This window comes from Exiguobacterium sp. AT1b, assembly GCF_000023045.1.
Lineage (GTDB): Bacteria > Bacillota > Bacilli > Exiguobacteriales > Exiguobacteriaceae > Exiguobacterium.
The window spans coordinates 2,835,611-2,853,321 of record NC_012673.1 but is presented as its reverse complement, the minus strand read 5'-3'; the positions used below and the strand labels follow the sequence as shown (position 1 = coordinate 2,853,321).

The following is a 17,711-nucleotide window of genomic DNA, read 5'->3' as shown; positions in this document are numbered from 1 at the left end:
TAAGCATTCATCTGTATATTTTACCACAGTTAACAGTTCGTCAAAATGCCCGAATCATGCTATTCTAAAAAGAACTGTAGAAAGGGGAATACAGATGACGAATGAACAGATGATTGAAGCGATTTTGGATAAGATGAACATTATTAACCGCGGTGCGATCAAAGCGGAAGAATATAATGCGGCTGATCCGTCAGCGGTGAAAGAGATTTACGAGTATGTGATGACACGCTCTTCGCTCTCTTTGTCGGAAGTCGATGGTATCGTCGAAGAACTCGGTCAATTGACATGAAAAGGAGTGGATCCCTAGGCGGTCCACTCCTTTTGTTTATAAATCTGCGTAGCGCCGGTTAAAGGCAATAAGCGCTTCTTTGGCAGCCAATTGCTCGGCTTCTTTTTTCGAACGTCCGACCCCTTCACCGACGATGTCGTCACTGAGGCGTGCATGTGCGACGAATTCCCGGCTATGCGCCGGTCCGCGTTCTTCGATAATCTCATACGAAACAGGTCCGAGTCCTTCCCGTTGAACGCTCTCCTGTAACTGGCTCTTGAAATCCGTCTGTTCTTCAAATACTCCCGCTAAGACTTTCGGAAAAACCGCTTCGGCGAGGAATCGTTCGACGGCCTCAATTCCCTGGTCCAAATAAAGAGCACCGATATAGGATTCGAACACGTCGGCAAGCAGTGCCGGACGTTTTCGTCCACCGGTCAACTCTTCACCTTTCCCAAGCAAGATGAAGTCAGAGAAAGCAAAAGCTTCCGCAAAATTCACGAGTGACGGTTCGCATACGATCGCCGCTCGTAATTTCGTCAATTCCCCCTCGGAGCGCTCCGGATAAGTCTCATAGAGAAAGCGAGATACGGTCAGTTCTAAAACAGCATCCCCTAAAAATTCTAAACGTTCATTGTCTTTTCGTAACCCGCGTTGCTCATTCACATAAGATGAGTGTGTGAACGCCTGCATCAACAAGTCGTGATTCGAAAATTGAACGTCTAACCGTTCTTCCAATGATTTAAATAGTTCCAAGATGCGTGCTCGTTCCATCTCCTGACGCCGACGTCGCTGCGCCGACCCTTGACGGTCAAACCGTCGTTTGTCTTTTGTCATAGTTCCCTCCATGAATAAGCACAAGCCCACCGCCCGGAACCGAGCGGTGGGATGGCTTGATTACAATTTTGTTTCGATGTAAGCCACTACGTCGCCAACAGTCGCGAGCTTCTCAGCGTCTTCGTCTTCGATCGTGATGTCGAATTTGTCTTCGAGGTCCATCACCATTTCCATTACTTCAAGTGAATCCGCACCAAGGTCATCCTTGAACGATTTCTCTGCTGTGATCTCAGATACGTCTTTCCCGAGCTTCTCAGCAACTGCTTCTTGTACGTCTACTAAAATTTGTTCTTTTGTCATGATAAAATCCCTCCAAAGGTAAGTATATTAAATGTCAGTCTGTTGGTAAAGTTCTCTTTTACGCCATCGTCATGCCGCCATCGACGGCAATCGTCTGCCCGGTCACATAAGCCGCTTGTTCCGATGCGAGGAAGGAGACAAGGTTCGCCACATCCTCCACCTGTCCGAAACGGTTGAACGGAATTTGCTCGAGTGTAGCCTCTCGTTGAGCATCTGTCAAGGCATCGGTCATATCCGTTTGAATGAACCCTGGACAGACGGCATTGACCGTCACGTGACGTCCCGCAAGTTCGCGCGCCACCGATTTTGTCAATCCGATCAACCCTGCTTTTGCAGCCGCATAGTTCGCTTGTCCTGCATTGCCGGTAATCCCGACAACCGAGGCGATGTTGATGATTCGACCTGCTTTCGACTTGAGCAAAGGTCTCGTGACGGCTTGTGATGTCAAAAAGGCGCCTTTTAAGTTCGTCGATAGCACATCTTCGAAATCGGCTTCTTTCATCCGCATGAGTAACCCGTCACGCGTGATTCCTGCATTGTTGACAAGACAATCGACGCGTCCGAACGTATCGACTGTCGTCTTGACGAGCGCTTTGACATCGTCAGCATTCGATACGTCTGCTTTCACGGCGATGGCTTCGCCGCCTGCCTCCGTGATCATGGCCACGACATCATTCGCCTTTTGTTCACTACCCGAGTAGTTCACGACGACCCGAAAGCCATCTTCCCCTAAACGTTTCGCGATGGCCGCCCCGATTCCCCGGGACGCCCCAGTCACGATCGCCACTTGATCATGCACGTACTTCTCCTCCTAACGAGGCGACTTCTTCTAGCGTGGTCGCCTTTTGAATCGAAACGTTCGAGTCGATTCGTTTAATCAATCCTGAAAGCGGTGAAGATGGACCGAACTCGATGAACGTGTCTACCCCGTCTGCAATCGCCTTGCGTACACAATCTTCAAAGCGGACAGACGAATACAGTTGTTTCGTCAATAACGCCTTCAACTGTTCAGGGTCACGATGCACCGCCGCGTCCACGTTCGAAATCAAGTCGACGGAAGCCGCTTCAAACGGTGACGAGGCGAGGACATCTTGGAAACGCGTTGCCGCCGGCATCATGTAGGAACTATGGAACGCTCCAGATACATTTAACGGCAATACCCGCTTCGCACCGGCAGCCTTCAATTCCACGCCCGCTTGTTCGACCGCGTCGACATGCCCTGAAATCACGAATTGACCAGGACAATTCAAGTTGGCGATTTGAACTAAATTCCCGCTCGCACTGATCTTTTCAGTGATATGGAGCGCCTCTTGAAGATCGGTCATCCCGACGACTGCCGCCATCGTTCCATCCTTCACTTCAGACATCAACTGCCCACGTGCTCGGACGAGGACGGTCGCCTCTTCAAGATCGATGACACCCGCACTGACGAGCGCCGCATATTCACCGACACTATGCCCGATGACGACATCTGGTGCCGCACCGCTCTTCGCATAGGCTTGCGCGAGGAGCGAGGCGTGCGCCACGATGGCCGGCTGTGCCACTTCCGTTTCTTGTAGGTCTTCCTTCGACCCGGATGACATGACTTCAAGGAGGTCAAACCCGAGTCGACGTCCGATTGCTTGAAGCGTTTCAGGGTGATCTAAAAAGGTTTGTCCCATTCCAACGGCTTGAGAACCTTGCCCCGGAAACACCCATGCTACTTTCCCCATATCTTCACCTGCTTTCGCTTAGTCTATGGCTTTGGCACGCTTGATTTTTTCCACGACATCGTGATCTACCATGATTTTCGCCTGTTTCAACGCACTCATGATGGCGAGTGCATCGCTCGACCCATGCGCCTTGATGACCGGCGCATTAATCCCGAATAATCCGGCTCCCCCGTGTTCGCGATAATCCAGCGTTTCTTTTAATCGTCTCAATTTCGGTTTTAAGATGAGAGCGGCGAGTTTAGATACAAGGTCACTCGTGAATTGTTCTTTCATCATCTTCATGAGCATCGAAGAGGAGCCCTCCACACCCTTTAACAAGATGTTTCCGGCAAATCCTTCGGTCACGATGACGTCCACGTCACCTGACATCGCTTCACGCGCTTCGACATTCCCAACAAAATGGACAGGTGCCTGTTCAAGGAGGGGGAACGCTTCTTTTGTCAGCGCATTTCCTTTACCCGCTTCTGTCCCGATATTGAGAAGGGCGACACGCGGTGTCTTGATGCCACGCACATGTTCCGCATACAGTGAACCCATAATCGCATAGTCGACGAGGTGTTCAGCTTTTGCATCCGGATTCGCTCCGACATCCAGGACGACGACACCACTACCGGTATATGTAGGGAACGTCGGAGATAATGCCGGACGCTCGATTCCCGGGATCCGTCCGATGATGAAAAGAGACGCCGCCATCAATGCGCCGGTATTCCCGGCAGACACGAGAGCATCCGCTTTTCCTTCTTTGACGAGCTGAGCTGCCACGACGAGCGAGCTGTCCTTCTTACGGCGCACCGCCCGTACCGGTTCGTCTTCGCCTGTGATGATCTCACTGGCTGGAACGACCGTCACTCGAGGGTCATCAAGACCGTATGAGGCAATCTTCACCTCATCACCGACTAAAAAGAGTTCCATCGACTCGTTCGGATATTGCGCGACGAACCGTTTCACACCTTCTACAATCGCCTTCGGTGCGTGATCGCCACCCATTGCATCAATCGCTAACTTCATGCTTGCTCCTCCTCACCACGTCGGTAAATCGTGAAGTCGCCATCAAAGACGCACTCCTCACCGACATAACTTTCAACTGTGACGTCCGTTCTCCCGTCCCCTCGTAGTTTCATCACACGAGCCTTGGCAACGACTCGCTCTCCAAGATGGACTTGGCGACTGAAGCGAATGTCCGCTTTAGTGGTCAACGCCAATTCATCATTGATGAGCGCCACCGCTAACGAGTTGGCTTGCGCGAACAAGACGTGTCCACGTGCAATCTCGTTGCGGCTAAAGACGTGTTCTTTTTCTATATCGAGGACTGAGATCGCAGAGTCATCTAGCTTCAAGTCAATCATATCACCGATGACCTCGCTCATTGAAAGCGATTTGACTTCATCGAGATGTTCGGAAGCCACATGTTTGATCCGTTCCCTCACTTCCGGAATTTTTAATTCCATCCGGTCGAGTCGAATCGTCTGGATGCTGACAGAAAACTGTTTTGACAGTTCTTCGTCTTTGATGAACGGGTTATGCTCAATCGTTTCTTGTAACAAGCGTTGCCGCTCTTTCTTAGGTACCCGCATTCAGTTCCCTCCTAAACTAATCGCTAAAGAACTTAATACCTGGTACTAATAGCAGTATATATTCTTTAGTCGTCATTTTCAAGTACTATTCTAACCTTTCCCCAACGAGAAGGTCGAGTTGTTTCAAATAGCCACGTAACCCTTCATATTGGGCGTCATGCCAAAAGGCGTCGCTTCCGAGAAGTTTCACAGCATCTTGCATGGCCACTTCCATCACTTTCAAATCGAGAACGGGATCGGCGACCCGGAAACTTGGGAGACCACTTTGTGCGGTCCCGAAGAAATCACCAGCCCCACGTAACTCTAAATCTTTCTCCGCCAATACGAACCCATCGTTCGTCTCCGTCATCGTTTTCAGTCGAACTTTTCCGACATCTGACTTTGGGTCCCCGACGAGGATACAGAACGATTGATGGGCACCACGACCGACACGGCCACGCAACTGGTGTAATTGCGCGAGACCGAAACGCTCGGCGTCATGGATGATGATGAGTGAAGCGTTTGGAACGTTCACCCCGACCTCGACGACCGTTGTGGAGACGAGAATCTGTGTCGCGTTGTCGGCGAATGATTTCATGACCTCGTCTTTTTCTGTACTCGATAGCTTCCCGTGCATCAGACCAACACCATAGTTCGAGAAGCGTTCTTTCAACAGCTCATACAGTGCCGTCGCACTCTCCACTTCTAGTGTATCCGACTCCTCGATGAGAGGTGCAATCACATACGCTTGACGGCCGAGTGCGAGTTCCCGATCGACCATTGTATGCACACGATCGATCTGGTCGTGTTTCGCCCAATACGTTTCAATCGGCTTTCGTCCTTTTGGCATCTCATCGATCGTGGAAACATCCATCTCTCCGAACGCACTGATTGCAAGCGTCCTTGGAATCGGCGTCGCGGTCATGTATAAGACGTCCGCGAATTCAGCTTTATCGCGAAGTTTCTTCCGTTGTTCGACACCGAATCGATGTTGTTCATCTGTGATTGCCAAATGTAAATTTGAAAATTCGACTGGTCCTTGGATGAGCGCGTGCGTCCCGACGATGATGTCGACGTCACCCGATCGAATTGCCGTCAGGAGGGCTTCGCGCGCCTTCCCTTTCACCGAGCTCGTCAGGAGGGCGATCGTGATACCAAACGGTTCAAATAATTCCTGTAACGATGTCGCATGTTGTTCGGCAAGGATTTCTGTTGGCACCATCAAAGCCCCTTGATACCCGGCCGTCACAGTCGCATACAAGGCAATCGCGGCAACGACGGTCTTCCCGCTCCCGACATCCCCTTGTAACAATCGGTTCATCCGTTCTGGTCTTTCAAGGTCAGATACGATTTCACGGATGACCCGTGTCTGGGCTCCGGTTAATGGGAATGCGAGCCGTTTGACGAATTCATTCAATTGATGCTTATCGAGATGAAGGGCCCGACCGTTTCCTGACCGCTCCATTTTCCGAAACGCCTGTAATTTCAACTGATACATGAGACACTCTTCATAAACGTAGCTTCGTCTCGCCTGTTTATAGGTCTCCACTGTATCTGGAAAATGCATCCCACGTAGCATCGTCATCCGGTCAACTAATCGATAGCGGTCGCGAATGGCTTGCGGGACCTGTTCGGGCAAATCGTTCACCTGCTCAAAAGCGAGCTTCACGATCCGACTGAAATTCTTTTGTGTCAGCCCGGCTCGTAATGAATAAATCGGTTGCAATCCGCCTGAGGGGGCACCAAATTCAAGGTCGGTCGCGCTGATCGTCATCCGGTTCATGTCCCATTTCCCTTTGACCGTCACCGTCTCCCCGATCACCAATTTTTCTTTATAGAAGGCACGGTTGAACATCGTTACTTGGACGGCGTATCGGTCTTCGAGTAACAACCGGAACTGAAGACGATTCTTCCCTTTACTATAGTAGCGAACGAGCGGTTCGGCTTGGACAGTCCCGCTCCACTTGACGAGGTCACCATGAACAGCCGTCGTCACCGTCCCACTATTATAATTCTCATAACGAAACGGGACGTGCTCCAGCACGTCCTCGATTCGAACAAGTCCCATCACTTCTAACTTTTTGGCCATCTCTGGCCCGACCCCTTTCAGCGTCGTCAGTCGATCATTGTTTTGCATCTTCTTTCGCTCCAAATATATTTCGTTCGAGGCGACGAGCCGTCGGTGTATTGGCAAGTCCGCCTTTTGCCGTCTCTTTTAAGGCGGTCGGCATCATTTGGCCCACTTCATGCATCGCCGAGATGACCTCGTCACAAGGGATACGTGAGGTAATCCCCGCAAGCGCCATATCTGCTGCGACAATGGCGTTGGCACCGCCCATGGCATTTCGCTTGACGCATGGAACTTCGACCAACCCCGCCACAGGATCACAGACGAGACCGAGCATATTTTTTAGGGCGATCGCAAATGCCGTGGCCGATTGGTCCGGTGTCCCGCCAGCTGCTTCAACGATGGCCGCGGCTGCCATGCCCGTCGCCGACCCGACCTCGGCCTGACATCCACCAGCCGCCCCTGAAATCGAGGCGTTGTTCGCCACGACGAATCCGAACGCACCTGATGTGAACAAGTAACGGATCATCGCGTCGCGGTCCATTTCAAGACGATCTTTTACCGCAAACAACGTTCCCGGTACGACGCCCGCGCTCCCCGCCGTCGGTGTCGCACAGATTCGTCCCATCGCCGCGTTCACTTCGTTCGTCCCAATCGCTTTCGAGACGGCATCTAAAATGAGGTCTCCCGCGAGCGACTTGCCCGAACGAATGTAGTCTTGCATGAGTACGGCATCATTCCCCGTCAATCCCGTAACCGACGTGACACCTTGGAGTGCGCGTTCGACCGCCTCCTCCATCACTTCAAGATTTCGGTCCATCATCCCGATGATGTCCTCTCGACTGGCACGTCTGACATGCATCTCCTGCTCGATCATCACTTCAGAAATCGGGATGTTCCGTTCTGTTGCAATCGTCACTAATTCCTCTACTGATTTAAACATCACACATTCTCCTCATTCCCCAAAAATAGCTATCCGTTCGATTTGCGGTAACCGTTCCAGCTCTGCGATCACTTCCGCAGGAATGGTCTCATCAATCTCAATCGCCATCAACGCCTGCATCCCTTTTTCATGGCGGCTCACTTCCATATGTCCAATGTTTAATTGGTGGTTCGCCAACACACCGGTCACAGCCGCGATGGCCCCGAATCGATCATGATGCAAGACGACGAGTGCAGGTCCCCCACCTGTCAGTTTCAACGGGAATCCGTTCAGTTCCGTAATCTCAATCGTTCCCCCACCGATTGAAATTCCGACAATCTCAAATGTGCCTAATTCATCTTCGAGCAAGACCCGGGCCGTATTCGGATGATCCGTCAACAGATCACTCGTCTCAAAGATGACCTCGATCCCTTTTTCACGGGCGATATCTAACGCCTGTGGGATTCTCAGATCGAATGTATCGAATCCCATGATTCCACCGACGATGGCCACGTCCGTGCCGTGACCCCGATACGTGTCAGCAAACGATCCATAAAATGTGATGTGCGCCGTACGCGGCGTTCTCCCGAACAACTTCCCGGCCATCAAGCCGATGCGGGCAGCACCTGCTGTATGCGAACTCGACGGTCCGACCATGACCGGACCAATGATGTCAAACACACTACGATATTTCATCAATTTTTCCCCCTTTCAAAAATCCCTACCTTCATTATACAGAAGGTAGGGATTCGAAACAGCTTATTCCACACTAAAAATATAAGAGTAAAGCGGTTGTTTGCCGTCGTGAACTTCAATTTCAATCTCGTCGTTCACCGATTCGATATATGACGTCAACGCTTCTACGTCCGATGCAGAAGAGCCTTCTCCTGTTAAGATCGTGACGATTTCGTCGTCTGCGTCGATGAGCGCATCGACTAATCGTTTAGCAGCTTCTAAGCTCGATGGAGATGAAGAAACGATTTTCTTCTCAGCAATCGCCATGTGCTCATCTTTTTTGATTTCAACGCCATCGATGCTCGTATCACGAACAGCGTATGTCACTTGGCCGGACTTCACGGTCGCCGCTGCCGCTTTCATCGCTTGTTCATTCATCTCGACATCCGCTTCAGGATTGAATGCGATGGCTGCAGCGAGACCTTGTGGGACGGTCTTCGTCGGAATGACCGACACGCCGCACGGTGCGACAGACGCCGCTTGTTCAGCCGCCATGATGATGTTAGAGTTGTTCGGGAAGATGAAGACGTGTTCCGCATGTGCCGACTCAATCGCCTTGACGATATCTTCTGTCGACGGGTTCATCGTCTGACCACCTTCGATGACGTGGGCCGCCCCAAGTGAACGGAACAGTTCGCTGACGCCTTCGCCCATTGCGACCGTTACGATGGCAAATGGTGCTTTCGGTTTCTCCGCTTGTTGAATACCGTGTTGGTTGGCACCGTGTTCTTCTTCAAGAATCGTCGAATGTTGTTGACGCATGTTCTCGATTTTGACCGCGACGAGTTCACCGAAACGTTGCCCTTTCGTGATCACTTCACCTGGCGTCTCGACGTGAACGTGAACTTTCAAGAGTTCTTCGTCCGCGACGACAAGAAGAGAATCCCCGAGTTCAGACAACTCGTTGCGGAATGCATCTTCGTTGAACGGTGTATCTTTCAGCTTGTCCTCTTGGAAACGGACCATGATCTCCGTACAGTAACCGAATTCGATGTCCTCTGTCGACATGAACCCTTGTGCCGCATGCGCGTGGTGTTCTGCTTCGATCAATGCATCCATCACCGGTGTATGTGGTTTTTCGAGTTCTTTTCCTTCAAGACTCGCAAGGAATCCTTCGTAAATGACGAGAAGTCCTTGACCACCTGAGTCGACGACGCCGACTTCTTTTAACACCGGTAACAAGTCCGGTGTACGGTCTAACGAAGCTTTTGCTTCGACGATGACACGTTTCATGAACTCTGTGAAATCACTTGTCGACTCAGACGCAAGGAGCGCTTCATCAGCCGCTTCACGAGCAACCGTTAAAATCGTTCCTTCAACCGGTTTCATAACCGCCTTGTATGCCGTGTCGACACCGCGTTTGAGTGCTTCTGCAAAATCAACTGTCGTGAGTTCCGTCTTTCCTTCAACGGCTTTCCCGAAGCCGCGGAACAACTGGCTTAAAATAACGCCTGAGTTTCCGCGTGCTCCCATCAGGAGTCCACGAGCGAACTTTGATGATACCTCTGCGATATCAGATGTGTTCATGGCTGCTACTTCTTTCGCACCTGACGTCATCGTCAAGTTCATGTTCGTTCCCGTGTCTCCGTCTGGAACCGGGAAGACGTTAAGCGAATCTACATAATCTGCGTTTTGGCTCAAGTTGGCCGCTCCGTTCGCGATCATGTTTGAGAGCGCCACGCCATCTAAACGATTTAAACCCACACCAAATCCTCCTCCGTTTTCGTCAGTCATTCGTCAGACGAACGCCTTGAACGAATATATTTACCGACGAAACGTTTAATCCTAAAGTTTCTCCGAGCGTATATTTCACTCGGCTTTGCACGTTGTATGCGACTTCAGATACTTTCGTCCCGTAGCTTACAATGATGTGCATGTCGATATGTACGTCCTCATCCTCTTGACGTACGACGACACCACGCGCGTAATTTTCACGTTTTAACAATTCAGCAATGCCGTCTTTCAATTGTGCCTGTGAAGCCATGCCGACCACACCGAAGCATTCCATCGCCGCACCACCTGCGAGTGTCGCGATGACGTCACTTGTGATGTCAATATTGCCATATGTTGTCTTCATTTCAATTGCCATATGGAGTAGCCTCCTTTATTCGGAATGATTCCTAATGTACATTCTACAATAAGTACCTAGTTATTAAAAGAACCTGCTCCAGAATCTCGGTCAATTAACGCGATAACCTCATTCATTATTCAAATCCTTGAGAGTAATGTCAAGTTTTTTTCTTGTCATGGTATGATTTTCTAGTTGCATCGGGAAAAAAGCCGTGCTAATATAAACGAGTGTCTATTAGGACGAACCCACATAAAAAAGGAGGGGAAACGCATGGCACGTAAATGCTACGTAACAGGTAAATCACCTAAATCAGGTAACAACCGTTCGCACGCACTCAACAAGACAAAACGTACTTGGGGTGTAAACGTACAAAAAGTTCGTATTCTCGTTGACGGTAAACCGAAACGCGTTTGGGTTTCAGCTCGCGCACTTAAATCAGGTCTCGTTGAACGCGTATAATACTTATACACGAACGAATAAATCCCAGCGGCATTCGCCGATGGGATTTTTTTTGCTTATTTTTTGACGAGCATGACGAGGACCATTCCCTCATGGACCGTCAACAAGGCACACTCTTCACTCCATTCATTTGAAATGGTCAACGCTTGCGCGCTATGGACCGGATGACGCTCGAGTGGATATTTGACCCCATCAATTGAAATCGTGGCGGTTTTCCAAGGCATGAAAGACAAGTAATGTTCATCTAGTTTTTTAATCTCATAACTTCCTGGCCGAGCGAGAAAAATCGTTTGACCCGTCCCATGAAGAACCATCCCCGGATACGATTCGAGTAGACCGACGTTCGCGAACGTCATATCAACTCGACCACCGAGTGCCCCGTACACGTCCATCTGGGTCGCCCCTTGATCGATTGCCAACTGAAGCGCAATCTCGAGGTCGGTCACATCCTTTTCAGATGGATAACGTAGCGCTTCCTCAGGAGGTGTTCCGACAAACGAATCAAAGTCCCCGACCACGACGTCGACTTCAATCCCTTCATCTAATAATCTCTGATATCCGCCATCGACACCGATGACAAAATCGGCATCACGCGGTAAGTCCGGAATAGATTCCGGACTCGCCGCGACGATCAAGATGTTCATTGACGAATGTCCCGTGTCGCGACACGCGTGAATCGCGGAGCTGTCGTGAAGAGTAAGACTAATACGATGGCTGAGATGACAAACGACGGAACCATATACGTTGCGTTATAGCCAAGTGAATAAGCCACGACCGGACCCTCCGCATACTTGGCGAAAAAGACAATCCCTGAGATGACGTGAGCCGCATAACGCAACGCCGACCCGATCAATGCGCCGAGCACCAAATAGGTAGCGAGCGTCTTCGTCGCGCCTTGAGTGGCAGCCTGTTTCACACGTCCGGCAAAGACGCCGGCCACGCCGACAAGTCCGTACGCAACCGTATAATCGAGCAAGAACTGAACTGGCGTAAAGATATAGGCTCCGAACAAGAGTTGAAGCGTCCCGACGAGCGCACCAGTCGCAAGTCCCCCTTTCAATCCGTGACGAAACGCCATCACAAAGATCGGGAGCATCGCCAGACTGATTGATCCCCCTTGTGGCAATCGGTATGGGATCAGTAAATCAAAAACTAGCCCAAGCGCTGCGAACAATGAAATTTCAATGAGTGCTTGTAATTTAAAACGTGATTTCATCTTTCTTCCTCCTTTATTGTGTGAACGACAAAAAGCAGCATGACGTAAACGCCATGCTGCTTGGATTCGCAACGTGCATTTTCGCCACATCCCTACGTCCGTGTGAACGGAACAGGTTCAAAGGGTTAGCGTATGCCTCTCAGCCACATCATGTGACACCCCTTGCGACTCTATCTTGTTGTTCTACCGTCGATTATACACGAGATGCGCCACGAATGCTATCGATGGCTGCTTTATAATCCGGTTGATTGTAAATGGCCGAACCGGCAACTAGGACATCTGCCCCTGCATCAATGCAACGTTTCGCCGTCTCTTCGTTGACACCACCATCAATCTCAATTTCAAAATCGAGCTGACGGTCTTTGCGAAGCTGACTGAGCGCCGAGATTTTCGGTACGACGGATTCAATGAACGCTTGTCCACCAAACCCTGGATTGACGGTCATGAGCAATACCATATCGACATCTTGAAGGATATGTTCAATCGTAGAGAGCGGTGTGTGCGGGTTCAAGACGACCCCACATTTCGCCCCTGCCGCTTTGATTTGCTGCAAGACTCGATGTAAATGGTTCGTTGCTTCCACGTGAACAGTCACAATGTCTGCCCCCGCCTTGACGAAATCTTCGACATAGCGTTCCGGTTGATCAATCATCAAATGCACATCGAGAACCATGTCTGATTTTTTGCGCAAGCTTGCGAGGACCGGTAGCCCAATCGAGATGTTCGGCACGAACTGCCCATCCATCACGTCAAAATGGATATAATCCGCCCCCGCATCTTGAACGGCTTTCACTTCAGCCTCCAAATTGGCAAAGTCGGCTGCTAAAATTGATGGTGCGATTTTAATCATCTGTCAATACCTCCGTTTACGATCGTTTAACTCCTCCATAAAGGTAACATAATTCTCATAACGAGTTGAAGCAATTTTGCCATCTTCTACGGCTTGTTTAATGGCACAGCCCGGTTCATTGATATGGACGCATCCCCGGAACTTGCAATCGTCGTGACGTTCCACAAATTCTGGGAAGCACCATCTTAGTTCATCCGCCTCGAGTTCTTGAGGAAACTCGAGACTAGAAAATCCTGGCGTATCCGCCACAAGCCCGTCGGCCAATTTAATGAGCGTGACGTGACGCGTCGTATGTTTCCCACGACCGAGTGATTTTGAGATTTTCCCCGTTGCCAATTCGAGTTCAGGCGCGACTGCGTTTAAAAGCGAACTCTTCCCGACACCTGTTTGACCGGCAAACACGCTCGTCTTCTCTTTGAAGAGTCCCCGTACTTGATCGACCCCATCCGAAAGCTCCGTCGACGTCTCAATCACGTCATATCCGATGTCACGATAGCGGGCGACCGCCTCTTGAATCGGTCCGGTCTCTTCTTCACTGAGCAGGTCCATCTTTGTTAACACGATAATTGGATGAATTTGTTTGGATTCGATCAATACGAGGAATCGGTCAAGCAAATGATAAGAAAACGCCGGTTCTTTCACAGAAAAAAGTAGAAATGCCTGATCGATGTTGGCGATTGGTGGGCGGACGAGATGGTTTTGACGCTCCTCCACCTCTAAAATATAGCCCGTCCCATCTTCCTGATCTTGAATGACCACGTCATCCCCGACGACAGGCGAGATGTTTCGTTTCCGAAAATTCCCTCTCGCCCGACACCGAATCTCTTGATTCGACTCGGTCATCACATCATAAAACCCGCCTTGTAAGCGAATAATCGTTCCTTTCAATATGACTACCTCCCTTAAAAAAGAGGTGACGACACCGTCACCTCTTTATTGTGCCTCTTTGGCCTGTGCATATGTGACTGAATCCGTTCGGACGATCTCACCATCGACTTCAATCGTTGCGGTCCCGACTTCGTCCGGAGCAATGACGAGCGTATACGAGTATGTTGTCGTCTCTGTGATGTTATCCCGTAACACTTCAATTTCACCACGCGCATCGACCGTACGAATCACGACCTCGACGGCTTTCGGTTTCTTGTCTTTTTCCGGTTGCTCGACTTCGACGCTCACTTCACGTTCGATGGAGACGTCCGTCGGTTCAACCCCTTCCGATACGATGACCGTAAGTTCCGTTCCCGGATCGACTGCCGTACCCGCCGTTGGAAGTTGACGGATGATTTGACCTTTAGGAACACTTGTCGAAAACTCATCCCGTCTCACGATTTTTAACTTGTTTTGATCGGCGTAAGTCGATGCCTCGTCAAACGTATATCCCGCGAGATTCGACAGTTCGACTTTGTTGCTTCCTGTCGACACGACGAGCGTCACCGTCACTTCTGAAGGAACGACCTCCTCGCCTGGGTCGAGCGATTGCGAAATCACATCTCCGCTAGCGACTGTTTCCGAAGCTTCTGTTTTGATTTCAAGGTCACTGAACGCCAAATCTTTTAACATGCGTTCAGCTGCTGTTTGGGACAATCCCTCCACATTCGGCATTTCGACGGTTTCTTTCCCGGCCGAAACGACGATGGTCACCGTCGTGCCTCGTTTTGGTTTACGCCCTTCTTGTGGGTTTTGCGAAATGACCTCACCTTCTTCGACGTCATCGCTCGCCCGCTCCGTCACTTCGACGACGAAACCGGCATTCTCAAGTTCAGACGTGGCATCCCCGATACTCATTCCGACGACATCAGGAACGACAGCTCGTGACATTTCATCGGCGACCACGTATGCTGCAATGCTCCCCCCAATTAGGAGCAGCACGAGTAAAATCCAAATCCACCATTTGCGTTTCTTCTTTTTGACCGGAGTCACCGCTTCAGGTTCCTGTTCGCTAGACGCTGTGACCGGGGTCGGTGTGACCGGTGTCTCTGGTTTTTCTTCAGGCATGACCGGAGTCATGACGAGCGTTTGATCGAATTCATCCTGACTGGCCGAAACACGTCTCGGCTCATTGGCGCGTTCACGGCTTAATGCCGTCATGCAGTCTTTTTTAAAGGCTGCGACCGAAACATGACGGGCACCTGGTGACTTCGACAATGCTTGCATGACACAGTTTTCGAGTGCCTGTGGAATATTCGGATTTAAGTCCATCGGTCGAATCGGGTCGTCTTGCAAATGTTGAAGGGCGACGGCGACGGGTGTCTCGCCAATGAACGGGACACGACCTGTCAACAATTCGTACAGTACGGCACCGAGCGAATAAATATCTGACTTTTCATCAGCAAATTTACCGCGCGCTTGCTCAGGTGAGAAATAATGGACCGAGCCGAGTACGGACATCGTATGCGTCAACGTCGCATTCGACATCGCCACGGCAATCCCAAAATCGGTCACCTTCACATTACCGTGCTGATCGATCATCATGTTCTGCGGCTTGATATCACGGTGAATGATTCGATTCGCATGGGCATGGTCAATCGCATCACAAATCTGTCCCATGATGCGTAGCGCTTCATCGACAGATATGTATTCTTCTTGCAAGTATTGTTTTAACGTCACCCCATCGACATGCTCCATGACGATATAGTACAAATCTTCTTCATCGCCGACGTCATAGATCGCCACGATGTTTGGATGGTTCAGACTCGTAGCCGCATGGGCTTCTCGCTCGAACCGACGTATAAATTGTTCGTTATGTGAGAATTCAGATCGCAACACCTTGATGGCGACGGTTCGGTTTAAGATCTCGTCATGAGCCCGGTAGACATTTGCCATGCCTCCGCTGCCGATTTGTTGTTCGATCCGATAACGATCGTTGATTCGTTCTCCGCTTCGCATCGGATTCATCCTCTCTTTCTATCTGTAAATTGAACGAGGGCGACCGTGATATTGTCGCTCCCTCCCAATTGATTGGCTTCCGCAATGAGTTGCTCCGCTTTTTGTTCGGCGGATACCGTTTGTTGTAACACGTGTTGAATCGCCACATCGGTCATGTGTGTCGTCAATCCATCCGTACAAATTAAAATCACATCAAACTCAGGGTCAGCGAGCACTTGCACGTCCGGTTCGACTTGTTCGCTTGAACCGATCGCCCGGGTGATGACATTTCGTTTCGGATGAACCCGCATCTCTTCTTCCGTCAATTCACCGAGTTGTTTGAGTACATTGACGTAAGAATGGTCTTCCGTAAGACGTCTTAACTCATTCGCCTGGAGCGCATAAACGCGACTATCTCCGATATGGACGATGACCACCGCCTCTTCATTCCAACAAACAGCTGCCACAGTCGTTCCCATCATGACGAGATTCGACTGCTTCGCAAACTGCAACACTTGATCGTTCGCCAAATCGATGTGGTGGCGGAACCATCGTTCGATTTCGACAGGGGTTGCCGGGAGAGACGGGAATGCCCGTCTAAACTCTTCAATCACGATTTGACTCGCGACCTCTCCCGCTGCATGCCCACCCATTCCGTCTGCAACCAGGGCAATCCCGGTTATGGCATCACCTAAGATTAAAACTGCATCCTCATTTTGTGTGCGTACTTGTCCACGATCTGTTCGAAATGCTAATTCCATCTTTCTGATTACCTCGTTTCTTGTTCGCGCTCCTTCGCTCGAAGCTGTCCACAAGCGGCATCGATGTCCGACCCTTGCTCGCGACGGATTGTCACGTTCACATTGCGGTCTTTGAGCACTTTTTCGAAGGCAAAGATTTGAGCTCGCGGTGTCCGTACATAGTCACGTTCGAGTACATGGTTGACGGGAATCAAGTTGACGTGACATTTGATCCCTTTTAATAGGTCTGCCAAGAGATGGGCATATTCTTCCGTATCGTTGACACCACCAAAGAGTCCATATTCAAACGTGATGCGACGTCCGCTCTTCTCCGTGTAATAACGGACCGCATCCATCAACTTGTCCAAGTCAAAGGCACGGTTGATTGGCATGAGCTTAGTACGCAATTCAGTCGTCGGTGCGTGAAGTGAAATGGCGAAGTTGATTCGCATGCCTTCATCGGCAAACTTGTAAATCTTCGGAACAATCCCACTCGTCGATACTGTGATGTGTCGTGCTCCGATGTTGAGTCCATTGTCATGGTTGACAGTACGTAGGAAACGCATTAACTCATCGTAGTTGTCGAACGGTTCGCCGATTCCCATGACGACGATGGAGTCGACGCGCTCTCCGGTCGCGTCTAATGCGCGTTGCACGTCGAGCACTTGGGCTGTGATTTCTCCGGCTTCTAAGTTTCGTTTCAAGCCCCCGAGTGTCGAGGCACAGAACGTACATCCGATCCGGCAACCGACTTGTGTCGTGACACAAATCGAGTTTCCGTATTCGTGACGCATGAGTACCGTTTCAATTGAATACCCGTCCTGAAGTTCAAACAAGAACTTGATCGTGCCGTCCTGGGATTCCTGCTTGACCAATTCTTTTAACGTCGTCAATTGGAACGATGCCTCTAATTTATCGCGAAGCGCTTTCGGAACGTTGGTCATATCATCAAAAGTCGTGACCCGTTTGACGTACATCCAATCATATAATTGTTTCGCACGGAATGCCTTTTCTCCTGCCTCGATCACCCATGCCTCAAGTTCGGGGAACGTCAACGAATAAAGTGACGGTTTTGCGCCTACGAGTGGATTCTTTTCTACTGCTTTTGGATTCAT

Annotated in this window: 20 protein-coding genes and 1 riboswitch; of the genes, 2 read left to right on the top strand and 18 right to left on the bottom strand. The window is 50.3% G+C overall.

Annotated features, from left to right (window positions below):
• Nucleotides 1–94 precede the first annotated feature (94 nt).
• Nucleotides 95–289 carry a DUF1128 family protein gene (locus EAT1B_RS14745; RefSeq protein ID WP_015881361.1) on the top strand — a complete coding sequence of 65 codons (195 nt, stop codon included), beginning with the start codon at nt 95–97 and terminating at the stop codon, nt 287–289.
• 36 nt (nt 290–325) lie between these two features.
• Here EAT1B_RS14745 and rnc read toward each other — a convergent pair whose 3' ends face one another.
• The 11 genes from rnc to EAT1B_RS14690 form a co-directional block, all read right to left on the bottom strand.
• Complete coding sequence (gene rnc / locus EAT1B_RS14740) at nt 326–1,042, bottom strand: ribonuclease III (RefSeq protein WP_041918168.1); 717 nt, start codon at nt 1,040–1,042, stop codon at nt 326–328.
• A gap of 123 nt (nt 1,043–1,165) precedes the next feature.
• Complete coding sequence (gene acpP / locus EAT1B_RS14735) at nt 1,166–1,405, bottom strand: acyl carrier protein (protein ID WP_015881359.1); 240 nt, start codon at nt 1,403–1,405, stop codon at nt 1,166–1,168.
• Between the two features lie 58 nt (nt 1,406–1,463).
• Entirely contained in the window at nt 1,464–2,204 is a 741-nt protein-coding gene (gene fabG / locus EAT1B_RS14730; RefSeq protein WP_015881358.1) for a 3-oxoacyl-[acyl-carrier-protein] reductase, read from the bottom strand.
• Entirely contained in the window at nt 2,197–3,117 is a 921-nt protein-coding gene (gene fabD / locus EAT1B_RS14725; protein WP_015881357.1) for an ACP S-malonyltransferase, read from the bottom strand. The genes fabG and fabD overlap by 8 nt, the downstream gene beginning before the upstream one ends.
• Nucleotides 3,118–3,135: 18 nt before the next feature.
• The gene (gene plsX / locus EAT1B_RS14720) at nt 3,136–4,125 is read right to left on the bottom strand and encodes a phosphate acyltransferase PlsX (RefSeq protein ID WP_015881356.1); all 990 of its coding nucleotides are present in this window, start codon (nt 4,123–4,125) and stop codon (nt 3,136–3,138) included.
• The gene (gene fapR / locus EAT1B_RS14715; RefSeq protein WP_015881355.1) at nt 4,122–4,691 is read right to left on the bottom strand and encodes a transcription factor FapR; all 570 of its coding nucleotides are present in this window, start codon (nt 4,689–4,691) and stop codon (nt 4,122–4,124) included. The genes plsX and fapR overlap by 4 nt, the downstream gene beginning before the upstream one ends.
• An 85-nt stretch (nt 4,692–4,776) precedes the next feature.
• Complete coding sequence (gene recG / locus EAT1B_RS14710; protein WP_015881354.1) at nt 4,777–6,807, bottom strand: ATP-dependent DNA helicase RecG; 2,031 nt, start codon at nt 6,805–6,807, stop codon at nt 4,777–4,779.
• The gene (gene sdaAA, locus EAT1B_RS14705; protein ID WP_015881353.1) at nt 6,794–7,681 is read right to left on the bottom strand and encodes an L-serine ammonia-lyase, iron-sulfur-dependent, subunit alpha; all 888 of its coding nucleotides are present in this window, start codon (nt 7,679–7,681) and stop codon (nt 6,794–6,796) included. Before sdaAA ends, recG begins: the two co-directional genes overlap by 14 nt.
• A 12-nt stretch (nt 7,682–7,693) precedes the next feature.
• Nucleotides 7,694–8,356 carry an L-serine ammonia-lyase, iron-sulfur-dependent subunit beta gene (sdaAB, locus tag EAT1B_RS14700; RefSeq protein ID WP_015881352.1) on the bottom strand — a complete coding sequence of 221 codons (663 nt, stop codon included), beginning with the start codon at nt 8,354–8,356 and terminating at the stop codon, nt 7,694–7,696.
• 63 nt (nt 8,357–8,419) lie between these two features.
• Nucleotides 8,420–10,099, bottom strand: coding sequence for a DAK2 domain-containing protein (locus EAT1B_RS14695; RefSeq protein WP_015881351.1), 1,680 nt, complete (start codon nt 10,097–10,099; stop codon nt 8,420–8,422).
• A 22-nt stretch (nt 10,100–10,121) separates the two neighbouring features.
• Complete coding sequence (locus EAT1B_RS14690; RefSeq protein WP_015881350.1) at nt 10,122–10,484, bottom strand: Asp23/Gls24 family envelope stress response protein; 363 nt, start codon at nt 10,482–10,484, stop codon at nt 10,122–10,124.
• Nucleotides 10,485–10,736: 252 nt separating this feature from the next.
• Here EAT1B_RS14690 and rpmB point away from each other — a divergent pair, with 252 nt between their 5' ends.
• On the top strand, nt 10,737–10,925 hold the full coding sequence (rpmB, locus tag EAT1B_RS14685; protein ID WP_015881349.1) for a 50S ribosomal protein L28: 189 nt from the start codon (nt 10,737–10,739) through the stop codon (nt 10,923–10,925).
• A 56-nt stretch (nt 10,926–10,981) separates the two neighbouring features.
• On the opposite strand, the gene EAT1B_RS14680 is transcribed toward rpmB, so the two are convergent.
• The 7 genes from EAT1B_RS14680 to rlmN form a co-directional block, all read right to left on the bottom strand.
• Entirely contained in the window at nt 10,982–11,569 is a 588-nt protein-coding gene (locus EAT1B_RS14680; protein ID WP_015881348.1) for a thiamine diphosphokinase, read from the bottom strand.
• Nucleotides 11,566–12,141: an energy-coupled thiamine transporter ThiT gene (thiT, locus tag EAT1B_RS14675; RefSeq protein ID WP_015881347.1), complete on the bottom strand. Its 576-nt coding sequence runs from the start codon at nt 12,139–12,141 to the stop codon at nt 11,566–11,568. Before thiT ends, EAT1B_RS14680 begins: the two co-directional genes overlap by 4 nt.
• Before the next feature lie 72 nt (nt 12,142–12,213).
• A riboswitch (TPP riboswitch) is annotated at nt 12,214–12,314 on the bottom strand.
• 20 nt (nt 12,315–12,334) lie between these two features.
• Nucleotides 12,335–12,991 (bottom strand): ribulose-phosphate 3-epimerase, encoded by a 657-nt coding sequence (rpe, locus tag EAT1B_RS14670; protein WP_015881346.1) that lies wholly within the window; start codon nt 12,989–12,991, stop codon nt 12,335–12,337.
• A 3-nt stretch (nt 12,992–12,994) separates the two neighbouring features.
• Complete coding sequence (rsgA, locus tag EAT1B_RS14665) at nt 12,995–13,882, bottom strand: ribosome small subunit-dependent GTPase A (protein WP_041918003.1); 888 nt, start codon at nt 13,880–13,882, stop codon at nt 12,995–12,997.
• 42 nt (nt 13,883–13,924) lie between these two features.
• Entirely contained in the window at nt 13,925–15,886 is a 1,962-nt protein-coding gene (gene pknB / locus EAT1B_RS14660; protein ID WP_193343249.1) for a Stk1 family PASTA domain-containing Ser/Thr kinase, read from the bottom strand.
• Nucleotides 15,883–16,617: a Stp1/IreP family PP2C-type Ser/Thr phosphatase gene (locus tag EAT1B_RS14655; RefSeq protein WP_015881343.1), complete on the bottom strand. Its 735-nt coding sequence runs from the start codon at nt 16,615–16,617 to the stop codon at nt 15,883–15,885. Before EAT1B_RS14655 ends, pknB begins: the two co-directional genes overlap by 4 nt.
• Nucleotides 16,618–16,625: 8 nt before the next feature.
• The gene (rlmN, locus tag EAT1B_RS14650) at nt 16,626–17,711 is read right to left on the bottom strand and encodes a 23S rRNA (adenine(2503)-C(2))-methyltransferase RlmN (RefSeq protein WP_015881342.1); all 1,086 of its coding nucleotides are present in this window, start codon (nt 17,709–17,711) and stop codon (nt 16,626–16,628) included.